This is a genomic window from Amycolatopsis umgeniensis (assembly GCF_014205155.1).
Lineage (GTDB): Bacteria > Actinomycetota > Actinomycetes > Mycobacteriales > Pseudonocardiaceae > Amycolatopsis > Amycolatopsis umgeniensis.
This window is the reverse complement of record NZ_JACHMX010000001.1, coordinates 3743964-3757528: the sequence shown is the minus strand read 5'-3', so window position 1 is coordinate 3757528 and position 13565 is coordinate 3743964. Positions and strand designations below refer to the sequence as shown.

Annotated in this window: 14 protein-coding genes; 5 read left to right on the top strand and 9 right to left on the bottom strand. The window is 67.5% G+C overall.

The window, feature by feature from the left end; all coding sequences use genetic code 11:
• Window positions 1-22 precede the first annotated feature (22 nt).
• Genes HDA45_RS17365 through HDA45_RS17355 form a run of 3 tightly spaced genes read left to right on the top strand, consistent with a single transcriptional unit; the run spans window position 23 to window position 3155 of the window.
• Window positions 23-1057, top strand: coding sequence for a 2-hydroxyacid dehydrogenase (locus HDA45_RS17365; protein WP_184896595.1), 1035 nt, complete (start codon window positions 23-25; stop codon window positions 1055-1057).
• Window positions 1054-2502, top strand: a complete 1449-nt coding sequence (locus HDA45_RS17360; RefSeq protein ID WP_184896593.1) for an FGGY-family carbohydrate kinase — start codon at window positions 1054-1056, stop codon at window positions 2500-2502. The genes HDA45_RS17365 and HDA45_RS17360 overlap by 4 nt, the downstream gene beginning before the upstream one ends.
• A gap of 2 nt (window positions 2503-2504) precedes the next feature.
• Window positions 2505-3155: a class II aldolase/adducin family protein gene (locus HDA45_RS17355; RefSeq protein ID WP_184905735.1), complete on the top strand. Its 651-nt coding sequence runs from the start codon at window positions 2505-2507 to the stop codon at window positions 3153-3155.
• Here the strand turns inward: HDA45_RS17355 and HDA45_RS17350 are convergent.
• The 5 genes from HDA45_RS17350 to HDA45_RS17330 form a co-directional block, all read right to left on the bottom strand.
• Window positions 3152-3835 (bottom strand): HD domain-containing protein, encoded by a 684-nt coding sequence (locus HDA45_RS17350; RefSeq protein ID WP_184896591.1) that lies wholly within the window; start codon window positions 3833-3835, stop codon window positions 3152-3154. The two genes, HDA45_RS17355 and HDA45_RS17350, sit on opposite strands and share 4 nt — an antisense overlap.
• A 66-nt stretch (window positions 3836-3901) precedes the next feature.
• Window positions 3902-4540: a hypothetical protein gene (locus HDA45_RS17345; RefSeq protein ID WP_184896589.1), complete on the bottom strand. Its 639-nt coding sequence runs from the start codon at window positions 4538-4540 to the stop codon at window positions 3902-3904.
• Between the two features lie 40 nt (window positions 4541-4580).
• Window positions 4581-5627: a hypothetical protein gene (locus HDA45_RS17340; protein WP_221472092.1), complete on the bottom strand. Its 1047-nt coding sequence runs from the start codon at window positions 5625-5627 to the stop codon at window positions 4581-4583.
• A gap of 149 nt (window positions 5628-5776) precedes the next feature.
• A complete protein-coding gene (locus tag HDA45_RS17335; protein WP_184896586.1) occupies window positions 5777-6364 on the bottom strand; it encodes a transglutaminase domain-containing protein in 588 nt (195 codons plus the stop codon).
• A complete protein-coding gene (locus HDA45_RS17330) occupies window positions 6361-6921 on the bottom strand; it encodes a TetR/AcrR family transcriptional regulator C-terminal ligand-binding domain-containing protein (RefSeq protein ID WP_184896584.1) in 561 nt (186 codons plus the stop codon). The genes HDA45_RS17335 and HDA45_RS17330 overlap by 4 nt, the downstream gene beginning before the upstream one ends.
• Window positions 6922-7008: 87 nt before the next feature.
• Here HDA45_RS17330 and HDA45_RS17325 point away from each other — a divergent pair, with 87 nt between their 5' ends.
• Both HDA45_RS17325 and HDA45_RS17320 read left to right on the top strand, forming a co-directional pair.
• Window positions 7009-7728 (top strand): alpha/beta fold hydrolase, encoded by a 720-nt coding sequence (locus tag HDA45_RS17325; protein ID WP_184896582.1) that lies wholly within the window; start codon window positions 7009-7011, stop codon window positions 7726-7728.
• A 136-nt stretch (window positions 7729-7864) separates the two neighbouring features.
• Entirely contained in the window at window positions 7865-8728 is an 864-nt protein-coding gene (locus HDA45_RS17320) for an alpha/beta hydrolase (protein WP_184896580.1), read from the top strand.
• Window positions 8729-8763: 35 nt separating this feature from the next.
• Here the strand turns inward: HDA45_RS17320 and HDA45_RS17315 are convergent, their stop codons facing one another.
• The 4 genes from HDA45_RS17315 to cysS all read right to left on the bottom strand — a co-directional run bounded on the left by HDA45_RS17315 (window position 8764) and on the right by cysS (window position 13549).
• Window positions 8764-9114: a hypothetical protein gene (locus HDA45_RS17315; RefSeq protein ID WP_184896578.1), complete on the bottom strand. Its 351-nt coding sequence runs from the start codon at window positions 9112-9114 to the stop codon at window positions 8764-8766.
• A 13-nt stretch (window positions 9115-9127) separates the two neighbouring features.
• Window positions 9128-10561, bottom strand: coding sequence for an MBOAT family O-acyltransferase (locus tag HDA45_RS17310; protein WP_184896576.1), 1434 nt, complete (start codon window positions 10559-10561; stop codon window positions 9128-9130).
• 603 nt (window positions 10562-11164) lie between these two features.
• A complete protein-coding gene (gene rlmB, locus HDA45_RS17305) occupies window positions 11165-12121 on the bottom strand; it encodes a 23S rRNA (guanosine(2251)-2'-O)-methyltransferase RlmB (protein ID WP_184896574.1) in 957 nt (318 codons plus the stop codon).
• 36 nt (window positions 12122-12157) lie between these two features.
• Window positions 12158-13549, bottom strand: a complete 1392-nt coding sequence (gene cysS, locus HDA45_RS17300) for a cysteine--tRNA ligase (RefSeq protein WP_184896572.1) — start codon at window positions 13547-13549, stop codon at window positions 12158-12160.
• Between the last annotated feature and the right edge of the window lie 16 nt (window positions 13550-13565).

Sequence of the window (13565 nt, the reverse complement as noted above, 5' to 3'; positions counted from 1 at the left end):
GGCACGGAGAGAGGACGCAGAGTTGCGGATACTCGCTGCGGGAGACCATTTCGTCGGCACCGGCCTGCTGGCCGAGGCCGTCCGTGCCGAGATCGGCGCCGGGCACGAGTTCTCGGAACTGACCCTGCCGTGGCCGGTGGAGCCGTTCGGTCCGGTCGCGAACGTGCACGAGGCCAGCGGCACCGAGGAGCAGGTGATCGAGGCGCTGGCGGGCGCCGAGGTCGCGGTGACCCAGATGGCGCCCTTCACCAAACAGGTGTTCGCGGCCGTGCCGGGCCTCAAACTCGTCTCGGTGTGCCGGGGCGGCCCGGTCAACGTCGACCTCGCGGCGGCCACGGAGGCGGGGGTCGCGGTGACGTACGCGCCCGGGCGCAACGCCGGTGCCGCCGCCGAATTCGCGGTCGGGATGATCCTGGCCGCGATGCGCCGGATCTCGACGTCCTCGGCCGAACTGCTGGGCGGGACCTGGCGCGGTGACTACTACGCCTACGACCAGACCGGCCTCGAACTCGACGGGACCACCGTCGGCTTGGTCGGGTACGGGGCGATCGGCGCGCGAGTGGCCAAGGTCCTCCTCGCGTTCGGGGCGAAGGTGCTGGTCGCCGATCCGTTCGCCGACCCCGCGCGGATCAGCGCGGACGGCGCCGAACTCGTCGAACTGGACGATCTGCTGCGCCGCAGTTTCGTGGTGAGCCTGCACGCCCGGCTCACCGAGGAGACCCGCCACCTGATCGACGCCGACAAACTCGCGCTGTTGCCGTCCGGTGCGGTCCTGGTCAACACCGCGCGCGGTGGTCTCCTGGACTACTCGCCGCTGCCAGAAGCCCTGCGCTCGGGACGGCTCGGCGCGCTCGCGCTCGACGTGTACGACGTCGAGCCGCCGCCCGCGGACTGGGCACTGCGGGACGCGCCGAACGTGATCGCGACCCCGCACCTCGCCGGAGCCAGCAGGCAGACAGCGGAGCGGGCGGCGGGCATCGTCGCCGCCGAGGTCGGCCGGTACGTCCGCGGCGAGGCGCTCGCGAACCTGGCGAACCCCGAGGTCCTGCGGCCATGATCATCGGCGTCGACATCGGCACGTCACTGACCAAGGCGGTCGTCTTCGACAAGGCCGGGACGTCCGTGGCGAGCGCGTGCACCACGTCCGAGGTGCACCATCTGCCGGGCGGGCTGGTCGAGCAGGACCTCGACCAGGTGCTCGGCACCGTGGCCACGGTGGTGCGCGAGGTCGCCGCCGGGCTCGACGGTCCGGTCACCGCGCTGGCACTCACCGGTCAGGGCGACGGTCTGTGGTTGCGCGACGAGTCGGGCGCCGCGATCCGGCCCGCGATCTCCTGGCTCGACGGCCGGGCGAACGCGCTGCTGGCGAAATGGCAGGCCGACGGGGTGACCAGGGAAGTGTTCCGCCGCACCGCGTCGGGCCTGTTCCCCGGCAGCGCGGCGGCGATCATGTCCTTTTTGGACACTCATGAGCCGGAGTCGCTCGACAGGGCGGCGGTGGCGGGCTACTGCGTCGACGCGGTGATCCAGCGGCTGACCGGCGAGATCACCGTCGACGCGTCGGACGCTTCGCTGCCTTTCCTCAATCCCGCGACCCGGCACTACGACGAAGACGCCATCGCGGCCGTCGGCCTCTCCCACCGCCGGGGCCTGCTCGTGGAGCCCGCCGCGCCGAAGACCGTCTTCCGCTTGGACGAGCGCGGGGCCGCGCTGCTCGGCCTTCCCGTCGGGCTGCCGGTCACGGCGGGCCCGTTCGACCTGCCCGCCAGTGCCATCGGCGCCGGTGTGCGGCGAGCCGGCGACGGCATCCTCACGGCCGGCACCACCCTCGCCTGCCAGGTGTTGACCGACTCGGCGGTGTTCGACCCGGACGGCGAGCCCGCGGGGATGTTCCTCTGCACCCCGGAGGAAGGCGAGTTCCTGCGGGCGATGCCGGCGATGGTCGGCACCGCGGGCATCGACTGGATGTGCCGCCTGTTCGGAATCGCGGTCGAGGAGATCGGCTCGTTGCTCGACGCGAGCAGTCCCGGCGCGGGTGGCGTTCGCGCGCTGCCGTTCCTCTCCGCGTCCGGCGAACGGGCACCGTTCGTCGACGCTTCGGCCAGGGCGCAGTTCTCCGGACTGAGCCTGGAAAGCGAGCGCGGCGACATCGTCCGCGCGCTGTGCGAGTCGATCGCTTACGCGGCAAGGCATTGCTTCGAGGCTGCCGGGCTCACCGGCACGTTGTACGCCTGCGGCGGCGGGGTCCGCTCGCTCGAGTGGACGCGGATCTTCGCCGACGTTCTCGGGCGGCCCATCGTGATCCCCGGCGATCCCGGGGTCGGCGCGCGAGGCGCGGTGATCGTCGCCGCGGACGCGCTCGGCGAACCGGTCGACAGGGAGCTGTGGGCGGAAAGCGCACGCGTCGTCGAGGTCCGCCCCGAGAACGTAGGGTTCTACGAGCAGGGCTACGCCGACTACCAGGCCTCGCTGGCCGCGGCCCGTGGACTGTGGAGGTTGTGACGGTGATCCTGGCCGAAGAACGCGCGGCGGTCTGCGAATTCGCCCGCAGGATGACCACCGACGGGCTCGTGGTCGGCACGTCCGGCAACGTCTCCGCGAGGCGGGGCGAGCTGGTCGCGGTGACCCCGACCGGCGTCGACTACGCCGGGCTGCGGCCGGAAGACGTGCCGGTGGTCGGTCTCGACGGCAAGATCGTCGACGGCTCACTCAAACCCACCAGCGAACTCCCGATGCATCTCACGGTGTACCGGGAGGCGGCGGATCCCGACGGCAAGGCGATTTCAGCCGTGGTGCACACACATTCCGTGCACGCCACGGCTGTCTCCACCCTCGTCACCGAGGTACCGCCGATCCACTACATGCTCGCCGCGATCGGTCCGACGGCCCGCGTCGCGTCCTACGCGACGTACGGCACCGAGGAACTCGCCAAAGCCATGCTGGAGGCTCTGGAAGGCCGCCGCGGTTGCATCCTGGCCAACCACGGCACCACCACCTTCGGCGACAGCCTCGGCTCCGCGTACAGCAGGGCCCAGCAGCTCGAATGGGTCTGCCAGGTCTGGCTGACCGCGCGGGCGGCGGGAACACCGAATCTGCTCCCCGCCGCCGAGATCGAGCACGTCGTGGAGAAACTCCGCGGTTACGGCCAGCGCTAGGAGGCCGCGGGCTCGGCCTCGAAGTCCACGGCGTGCACCGCGTCGAGGAGTTCGACGACCGTCGGATCGTCGACGGCCTCCTTGATGCACTGCCACAACTGAAGATTCGCCGACGCCCATCGGGAGTAGTTCTCCGCGGCCTTGGGGTTGTAGAAGTAATAGCCGCTGTCGTGGACGTCGCGTTGTTCGCCGACGATCTTGTCCGCCAGCTCACCGAGGCTCAACCCGTTCTCCCGCAAGTAACGGTGGGCGAGTACGACGGGCGTCACCGGCAGCGCCTTGAACAGCGTGTCGGCGTCGCTCAACGCCTGTGCCTCGAGCGAGATGTGCCTTCCTCTGGTGGCCATCTCGGCTTCGTCGATGATCTCGTCGATCCACCGGGCCACGGTTTCCTCGACACCGCACTCCCGCAGGATGCTCAGCCGGAGGTCTCTCCCGGCGGCCGCGGGGGAGTTCCGGAGCACGATGTAGTTCACGTCGTGCACCAGCGCCGCAACCTCGACGACGGTGCGATCCGCACCGTTGTGCTCGGCGAACCCCGCGGCCTTGGCCCGAACGAAACTCACGTGGTGCCAGCCGTGGAACTGCAGTTTGTCCGCATAGCGCCAGCACAGTTGCCGGACGCGATGTTCGACGGCGTCGATGGCCTGGGAAGGAATCGTGTTCTTTCGCGCGCGCATACACCTCTCCGATCCCGTTTACAGACGGGTGGAGTAATGGTATGCGCCTTTGACGGCGGTGTGTAGTTAGATGCGGCCGGCCAGGTCCCCCAATCGGACCTCCACCGGAACGTGACGATGCCCGATTCCGGTCTTCGGGTCATAGGAAAGACTGAACTCGCTCACTGGGCGTGATTTCACCAAAAACGTCATAGTCCCTTCGGTGGCTTCGGGAATCCGATGGAACTCGTCCGCGTACATGATGCCTACCGACCCCGCCTGACACAGCGTGCTACGTCGTAACCGAACCGATGTGATCAATCCGGAGAGCTGGTCGCGCAGGGTCGAATAGCGCTCGTGGACATAGTTGCCACGGAGGAGCGTGGTGCAGAAGTGATATCTGTGGTTGTGCACGGAATCGGCGTAACCCTCACGCCAGTCCTCCGGTGCCTTGTACTCGTGGAGCCAGATCGAGAAGGGATCCGTCGGGGAGTCGAGCAGGCACCAGGCGAAATGGGTGGTCGTCTCACGGGATCTGCCGAGTACCGCGCTCGCCTCGTCCGGACTCAGCGAATCCAGGTGCCGCCGGAGATCGCTGCGCAGATCCGGTCTCGAGGTCCAGTCCCGGAAGATCTCGTCGACGACTTGCCAATGCTGTGCCAGCGGCAGATCCGTCGTACGGAGCAGCGCGGCCAGTTGGGTGAGGGGGGACAAGCGAGTGAGCAACTCAAGCTCCTCAGTTCTAGTGCTCTTCGGCGCCGAGAAGTCAGGGGTTCAGCTCGGCGAGTGTGGTGAACTCCTTCCGGAAGGCGTGGAATTTCCCTTCCAGTTCGAGGAAGTTCTCTTCGGACAGGGGAGAACCGGTGATCTTCTCGTACAGGGCGAGGAAATCCGCCCTCGTCGTCGTGGTGGAGATACGGAAGTGCCGTCCGGAACGGGATTGGGAAACACGCAGGAACTCGGAGCGTTCCTTGTTGTACAGAAAGGAACCCTCGCTGAACCGCAGCGTTCGCGGATACAGCGTGGTCGCCCCGCGGATGTCGCTGTACAAGGTCACCCAGACGCTCTCGTCGAACACCTCGAGCCGGTCCAGCGGCGGGTCGGCGACGACGGTGATGTCCACCAGTGAGCACCGGCTGCGCGCCAGGAACAGCCCGACCAGGCCGATGCTGATCTCGTCGTCGAGCCGCTTCTGGATCGTCTCGTAGTCCATGCCCGCTTCTTCGCTGCGCAGGAGATAACGCGCCCTGCCGCTGATGGCGCCCTCGTCACGCGGGTCGGCGATGACCACGCGTAGCTCCCTTTCGGTGCGGGACAACAGCAATCGGGCCGCGGCGTGCCTGCCGGAGAAGCCGCGGAAGAAGTAGTGCCGGGCCACGTCGAGGTCTTCGGTCATGACCCGGTTGAACAACGGATCCGGATCGGCGGTCGCCTCGAAGACGTGGGTGGGAAAGAACTCCTTGTTGAGCGAACGGTATTCGGCGCTGAGCGCTTCCAGCGCGCGCCGGCTTTCCTCGATCACCGGGGTCACCATCGCGCGCTGTGACGCGGTGGCGGTGATCAGGGTCTGGCCGAAGCCGACCACCGCGGAGATCAGGGTGCCGGTGCCCAGTGAAGTGAGCAGCGTTTTACCGGCGCCGGGATCCATCATGCTGGAGATCCACAGGCTGAGGCCCGCGATGACGACCAGTACGGTGAGCAGCAGACTCGTCCTGGTCCAGAAGATCTCTTGCAATGGGGTACGGCGGAGCCGGTCGGCTTCCGCGGGCACGGGGGTCACCTCCTTGATCCGCACTCGAACGGACGAACGCAGTGCGTATCTGTTCGAGTGCGGGGAGTTACTCTACGCGCATCGTGACAATGCCGAAATAAGAAATTCGGGGGAAAGGTACCAACAGCGAACGTGACGCACGGCTATACCTTATTCGGGGCCGAGGTTTCGTCGAAACACGGAAAAACCGCTCACGGAGCGTGCGGAAGGATTCCTTCGTACCACGCGGAACCGGGCTTCGCCGACGACAGTGTTTCGACAACGGCCGAAGACGGTGCGGTGTACACCGTGGGGAAGTCGATCTCGCCTCGTGCGGGGTCCAGAGTCCACGCGAGGCGCTCACCTTCCAGGCAAAAATGGGCGTCCGCACCATTTTTGTTGCCCCTCGGGTCGAGCCGGATCCACCGGTCCAGACCAGCGAGATACACGGCGTTGAGCCCGTGCAGGACGCCGATCCGCTGATAGCAGAACCCGGTGGGGATGCCTTGACCGCGAAGCAAAGCGGCCAGCAGGTGGGCCTTCGCGTAGCAGAGGCCGACCCGTTCGCGCAGAACCTCGGAGGCCATAAGAGTGACCCGGGAATCGGCGGCGTCCACCGTATGGGCGATGTCGTCGCGCACGAAGTGAAACATCGAACGAATCACGTCGACTTCGGTGCCGCCGGTCGGTGACAGTCTGTCAGCCGTTTCGCGGATCAGCGGGTGATGGTGATCGATGATCGCGTCAGCGGCGAGATAATCTTCGAGTCGCTCGGATTCGATCTTCAAGGTGATTTTCACGCGGCCCCGTTCAGCACGGTGTCGACGGCTTCTTCGAGAAAATTCGGTCCTGTGTCGCCGCCGCGCAGCAACAGCCGGAACCAGATCGCGCCCGCGAGCAGATCCATGACGACGACGGGATCGGCACCGGACCTCAGTTCGCCCCTCGCGGCGGCGCGTTCGAAGATCGGCTTTTCCCGCGCCATGCGGTCGGCGAAGAAACTCCGTGACACGTCACCGAGTTCCGGGCGGCGGGGCCCCGCCGTCAGTGTCGCCGTGACGACCGGTGCGGTGTGCTCCGAAGTCAGCAGCCGGTGGATCTGCGTCGCCACGGCGAGAAGATCGCCGCGGAGGCTGCCGGTGTCCGGGATGTCGACGGCGAACAGTCCCGAATCGCGCAGTGCCGCTGCCAGGAGCGCGTCCTTCGACGGCCACCACCGGTACAGCGTCGTTTTGTTGACGCCGGATCGGGCGGCGACGGCCTCGATGGCGAGCCTCTCGTAGCCGTGCTCGGCCAGCAGTTCGAGCGTTGCGGCGAAGATCGCCTCCGCCTTGCGAGGGCCGTTCTGGATGTTCACGGCCCGAGAATACAACGCACCGTTGCGTTGCGTGAGAGACGCGGGTACTTTGCAACGCAACGGTGCGTTGCATTCAGGAGGCGGCCCATGGTCCCCATCGTCTTCGTCCACGGCATCCGGCTCAGCGGTGCCGCCTGGTCCGAACAGCTCGAATTGCTCCAACACCCCGCGAGAGCGGTCGATCTACCGGGGCATGGCACCCGCCGAGGCGAGCGGTTCACCCTGGCCGGCGCGGCGGACGCCGTCGTCGAAGGAATGGAGGAACCCAGCCTGGTCGTCGGACACTCGCTCGGTGGGTATGTCGCGATCGCCGCGGCGGCCCGTCATCCGGAGCGCGTCGCGGGTCTCGTCGTCGCGGACTCGACCTACTTGCCTGGCAGGACACTGGAGGCGCCCTTCCGCGTCGCCCATCGCCTGCTCATGCGGCTCCCGGACCGAGGAGAAGGACTCAGCCGACGGCAGTTCCGGAGTGTGCTGCCGCCGAAGCTCGCCGAGGCCGTGATCGGCGGCGGCATCGCGACCGAGGTGATCCCGGACGTCGCCGAGGCTTTCGCCGCCTTCGACGTACTCGCGGAACTCGGCACCTACCCGGGCCCGACCTGGCTGATCAACGGCTCGCGCGACCACTTCCGCCGCCACGAGCGCCGATTCCTCGGCGCCTGCGCCGACGGCAGGCTGATCACCGTCCCGAAGGCGGGTCACTACCTGCCGATGGCGCGCGGCAAGGAATTCTCTCGGCTGGTGCTCGACGCGGCCCGTGGCCTGCCGTCCGTTAAATCAGAGGCGTCCGGCGGCGCCCCTCGCTAGGATGATCACCATGTGTTCCGTCATCCACACCTGGCAGGCTTTCCGCCTCCGATCGACGCGCTGACCCTGGTACCGGCCCTCGCCGACGCCAAGGTCCACGTCCACCGTTCGCCAAGGGATGACAAGGATCTTCACCATGCGCGCATCTTCGCGCCCCATTTTCGTCTTCGTTCACGGCGGTTCCAGTAACGCGCGGGCCTGGGGCCCGTTGCAGAACGAACTGGCCCTGCGCGGTTACCGTTCGCACGCCGTCGACCTACCCGGTCACGGCGACCTCACGGACAGCCCGGCCGCCTACTACCGGCAACCCCAGGACCTCGCGGCACTGGCGGCCGCTCCCTCCCCGCTGCGCGGAATCACGTTGCAGGACAACGTGAAGCACGTGGAGGACACCCTGCGGAGGCTCGACGGCGAGGCACCTCTCGTCCTGGTCGGCAACAGTCTCGGAGGGCTGACGATCAGCGCCGTCGCCAACGCCGCGCCGGAACTGCTCGACCGTGTCGTCTACCTCTCCGCGCTCTGCCTCAGCGACCCGTCCATGCTCACCGAGCCGTGGGACGTGGTCGACGACAACCTGCTGGACGCCCTGGCGGCGCGGATCACCGTGCCGGACGTGAAGGAACCCGGGGTGGCCCGGCTGAACTGGCGTAGCGCCCACGGCGACCCGGCGTTGTTCGCCGAATTGAAGGCCGCCATCATGGCCGACTCCACCGACCACCAGTTCCGGCTGTTGCTGGATTCCCTGGACCCGGACGAGAGCTACGCGGTGCTCGAACCGGGGGCGCTGGTACAGGTCGACGGATGGGGGCGGGTCCCGCACACCTACGTCCGTCTCGCCTCGGATCTCGGCATCACCCCGGCCGTCCAGGACTACATGATCCGCAAGGCCGACGAGCTGACACCGCACAACCCGTTCGAGGTGCACACCCTGGCCTCGTCGCACGTCGGCTACTTCAGCAAGCCACGGGTCTTCGCCGACCTGCTGACAGGTCTCGGCTGAGCGAGTGCCCTGGCGTCCCTCCGGCGCCAGGGCACTTAGCCGACCGGCAACAGTGCTCCTTCGGCGTTGGTCGTGAACTGGGTCGCCAGCCGGACCGGCCCCGGATGCGGGGCAAGGACGATCGACGCGAACGGGGTCGAGGTCACCCCGGTCGCGTAGTTGGTCTGCAGATGCACGCTGACATGCACGTTCCGGTCCGCGGGGATCTCGAAGGTGACCGAACCCCAGGAGACCACGTACTGCCTGCCGTCGATGCTCGCGAGCGGCACGTAGTGGCGCACCGTGTTGGCACTGAAGGGAGGAATGTCCACGACGAGCAGCCGGCGCGGACCGTCGTGGTTGTCGACGTAGGGGATCACGCCGGGCTGGCTGGCCAGATCCGTCATTCTCGGTGCTCCATCAGAATTGGTAGTAGAGGAACGGGCTGAACGTCCCTGTCGCGATCAGGATGGCCGCGTACACCAGCCCCACGGTCATCACGCCGATCCGCAGCGCCGTCGCCGGACGGCTTCGCGAGGACTCCAGCAGCGGCCCGGTCACCGGATGCGCGGGCAGGAACACGATCGCCAGCGCGCACAGCAGGATGAGCAGCCGCTGGTTGGTCACCGCGCTCTCGACGACGTCGGTGAGGCCGGTGAAGTCCGGCAGCACCATGTGCCCGATCATGCCGAGCGCGTGCGGCAGATCCTTGGCGCGGAAGAACACCCAGCCGAAGACCACGAGCACGAGGGTCAGCGCGCGGCGGCCGATGCGGGCGGCCTGGGTCTTCGGGGTGACGTCGTAGCCGAAAGCGCGTTCCACGATCAGCAGCGCGCCGTGGTAGATGCCCCAGATCAGGAACGTCCACTGCGCGCCGTGCCAGAACCCGGTCAGCACGAAGACGATGCACAGGTTCCGGTACGTGTGCCCGGCGCCGGTGCGGTTGCCGCCCAGCGGGATGTAGACGTAGTCGCGGAACCAGCGCGACAGCGACATGTGCCAGCGTCGCCAGAACTCGGTGATGGTCACCGACGAGTACGGTCTCGCGAAGTTCTCGGGCAGCCGGAAGCCGAGCATGCGGCCGAGCCCGATCGCCATGTCGGAGTATCCGGAGAAGTCGAAGAACAGCTGGAGGGTGTAGCCGATCGCGCCGAGCCAGGCGATCGCGAAGGTCATCTGATCCGGCGGGGTGTTGAAACAGGCGTCCACCATCGGGCTGAGCGAGTCCGCGATGATCGTCTTCTTGCACAGCCCGAGCGCGAACCGCGGGAAACCGGCGGCGATGTCGTCGAGGCGATGCGATCGCTGCTGCGGCAGCTGGTCGGCGATCTCGCGGTAGCGCACGATCGGCCCGGCCACCAGCTGCGGGAACATCGCGATGTACGCGGCGAACGACACCGGGTTGCGCAGCGCGCGGCGTTCACCGCGGTAGATGTCCACGACGTAGGAGATGTGGTGGAACGTGTAGAACGAGATGCCGATCGGGATGACCAGGTCGGCGACCGGGAAACCGCCGCCGAACCAGTGCGTCACGGCCGCGATCTGCTGCGTCGCGAAGCCCGCGTACTTCCAGATCAGCAGCATGCCGACGTTGAGGCCGATGACCCCGAGCAGCAGCCGCTTGCGCCGCTTGTTCTGCAGGTCCCACGCGTTCGGCTCCAGCGCCGGCCCGGCCAGGAAGTTGACGACCATGCAGCCGATCAGCACCAGTGTGTACGGACCCGCGCCGGTGGCGTAGAAGATCAGGCTGCCCGCGGCGACGATGCCGTTGCGCCAGCTGCGTGGGCACAGCAGCACGGCGAGCAGTACCGCCGGCATGAAGTACCACAGGAACAGTGGCGAAATGAACGACATCGGTGCGGGGTCCCCCAGAAGCGGTTACGCGTTATCCGCTGGTGACCTTAGCCTGAGCGCCCCGCCCGGTGTCGATGAACTAACCACTCACGACCACCTGTACCGACGCTCACCTGACGTATAGCGCTGCCGGTCGCAACGCTGAAGCCCTAAGAGTCCGTCACGACTCTCTTCCCGGGACACTCCAGCCTGCCGGTGGATGTCGCGAAAGCCACTTTCGCGACATCAGTCAGCGTTGGGTCGGGTGGGTCGTGAGTGGTGAGGACGGTTAGAGCGGACCCGTATTCACCTACCTACGCTTGACCTGCGCAAGGACGACGGGGTCACTCGGTCTCATACCCGGTCACGACACCCGTGTGGTGGCTCGACCATGCAACCGCGAGAACTCAGCATCGCGCTGGCCGGTCGGAGTGGTCGTGAGCGGTAGGGCGTCGAGTCGACGATGAAGGAATTGGGACGTTCAGTGTCCCAAATCCTTCGTCGTCGTGGGGCATGCTGGTCACGCCAGCCCGAGCTCCGCGAGAACCGTCCTCACCACTCACGACCACCTGTACCGACACTCGCCTGACGTATAGCGCTGCCGGTGGGTGACGAAGTGCGGGGTCAGACACGTCCCGCGAGACGGCGACGGCGCGCCACCTCGGCCAGCAGCACTCCGGCCGCGACAGACGCGTTCAGCGACTCGACACCGGCGGCCATCGGGATCGACACGGTCGCGTCGCAGGTCTCGCGCACCAGCCGGGAAAGGCCGCGGCCTTCCGAGCCGAGCACGATGACCAGCGGGTCCGCCGCGAGGTCCAGTTCGTCGATGTCGACCGAGCCGTCCGCGTCGAGGCCGACGACCATCAGGCCGTCGTCCTTCCACGCCTTGAGCTGGCGGGTGAGGTTGGTCGCGACGGCGATCGGCAGCTTGGCGGCGGTGCCGGCGGAGGTCCGCCACGCGACCGCGGTCATGCCCGCGCTGCGCCGCTCCGGCAGGAGGACGCCCTGCGCGCCGAACGCGGCGGCCGAGCGGATCACCGCACCGAGGTTGCGCGGGTCGGTGACGCCGTCGAGAGCGACGAACAGCGGGGTCTGGCCCGAGTCCTTCGCCACCGCCATCAGGTCACGCGGGTCGGCGTACACGAACGGCGGGACCTGCAGGCCCAGACCCTGGTGCATGGCCCGGTTGGTCTTGCGGTCGAGCTCCTCGCGCGGGATCTCGAGGATCGAGATGCCCTTGTCGCCCGCCAGCCGGACGGCCTCGTTGACGCGGTCGTCGATCTCGATGTTGATCGCGACGTACAGCGCGGTGGCAGGCACGTCGGCGCGCAGCGCCTCGACCACCGGGTTGCGGCCGGCGATCAGTTCCGGCTTGTCCGCCTTCTTCTGCCGAGCCTGTTCCTTGCGGTCACGCGCGTTCGACATGCGGTACGCCTTGTGCCCGGGCCTGTCTTCGGCCTTGGGGGTCGGGCCCTTGCCTTCGAGGCCCTTCCGGCGCTGGCCGCCGGAACCGACGACCTGACCCTTCTTCGTGCCGGGCTTGCGAATAGCGCCCTGGCGCCGGGAGTTGCCTGCCATGAGTGAGAATCCTTGAGCTAGAAAAGCGAGTAAGTGTCAGACTTCCTTGACGGTCCACTGTGGACCGTTCGGGGTGTCTTCCACCACGATGCCCGCCTGCTGGAGGCGGTCACGCGCGGCGTCCGCACGGGCGAAGTCCTTCTCGGCGCGGGCCTGCTGCCGTTCGGCGAGCAGCCCTTCCACGAGAACGGACAGTGCCTGCCGGGTGGGCGTTTCGTTGCCGCCCGCCTCGGACCAGCGCGCGGAGAGCGGGTCGAGGCCGAGCACGTCGGTCATCGCGCGCACGGAGGCGGCGATTTCGAGTGCCTTGGAATTGTCGGCTGCGTCGAGGGCCGCGTTACCGTCGCGGACCGTGTTGTGCAGCACTGCGAAGGCCTGCGGAGTGGCCAGGTCGTCGTCGAGCGCGGAGGCGAACTCCTTCGGGACCTCGCCGATGTGGACGGCGCCGACGATGCCCGCGGTGCGGCGAAGGAACTGCTCGATCCTCCGGTAGCCCTGCGCGGCTTCACCGAGTGCTCCGTCGGAGTACTCGATCGTCGACCGGTAGTGCGGCTGGACCAGGTAGTAACGCAGTTCGGGCGCCCGGTAGTTGCGCAGCATCTCCGGGATCGACACGGTGTTGCCCAGCGACTTCGACATCTTCTCGCCGGACATGGTCACCCAGGCGTTGTGCAGCCAGTACCGCGCGAACGGGTCACCCGCCGCGTTGGACTGGGCGCGCTCGTTCTCGTGGTGCGGGAAGACCAGGTCGACGCCGCCGCCGTGGATGTCGAACTCGCCGCCGAGGTACGCCGTCGCCATCGCCGAGCACTCGAGGTGCCAGCCGGGACGTCCGGAGCCCCAAGGCGTCGGCCACGACGGCTCGCCCGGCTTCGCGGACTTCCACAGCGTGAAGTCGCGCGGGTCGCGCTTGCCCTCGCCGAGGCTTTCGCCCTGCTGGACCTCGTCGAGCTTCTGGCCGGACAGTTCGCCGTAGCCGTCGAACGCCTTGACCGAGAAGTACACGTCGCCGCCAGAGGCGTACGCGTGCCCGCCGTCGATCAGCCGCTGCATCAGCTCGACCATCTGCGTGACGTGCCCTGTCGCCCGAGGGGCGATCGAAGGGGGCAGGCAGCCCAGCGACTCGTACGCCGATTCGAAGGCGCGCTCGTGCGTGAACGCCCATTCCCACCAGGGACGATCCGCGTCCGCGGCCTTGGTGAGGATCTTGTCGTCGATGTCGGTGACGTTGCGGACCATCAGCACGTCGAGTCCACTGTGGACGAGCCAACGACGCAGGACGTCGTAGTTCAGCGCGCCGCGGACGTGGCCGATGTGGGGGATGCCCTGCACGGTGGCACCACACACGTACACGGACGCCGTTCCGCTACGGGCGGGGTGGAATTCCCGCACGCTCCGGGTCGCGGTGTCATAGAGGTGTAGTGCCACCCTAAAAGGGTACGGG

Bases quoted from the DNA above. Each gene is read 5' to 3' on its own strand.
- HDA45_RS17360 (WP_184896593.1), top strand. From the start codon at position 1,054: ATGATCATCGGCGTCGACATCGGCACGTCACTGACCAAGGCGGTCGTC.
- HDA45_RS17350 (WP_184896591.1), bottom strand. From the start codon at position 3,835: ATGCGCGCGCGAAAGAACACGATTCCTTCCCAGGCCATCGACGCCGTC.
- HDA45_RS17325 (WP_184896582.1), top strand. From the start codon at position 7,009: ATGGTCCCCATCGTCTTCGTCCACGGCATCCGGCTCAGCGGTGCCGCC.
- HDA45_RS17320 (WP_184896580.1), top strand. From the start codon at position 7,865: ATGCGCGCATCTTCGCGCCCCATTTTCGTCTTCGTTCACGGCGGTTCC.
- HDA45_RS17315 (WP_184896578.1), bottom strand. From the start codon at position 9,114: ATGACGGATCTGGCCAGCCAGCCCGGCGTGATCCCCTACGTCGACAAC.
- HDA45_RS17310 (WP_184896576.1), bottom strand. From the start codon at position 10,561: ATGTCGTTCATTTCGCCACTGTTCCTGTGGTACTTCATGCCGGCGGTA.
- rlmB (WP_184896574.1), bottom strand. From the start codon at position 12,121: ATGGCAGGCAACTCCCGGCGCCAGGGCGCTATTCGCAAGCCCGGCACG.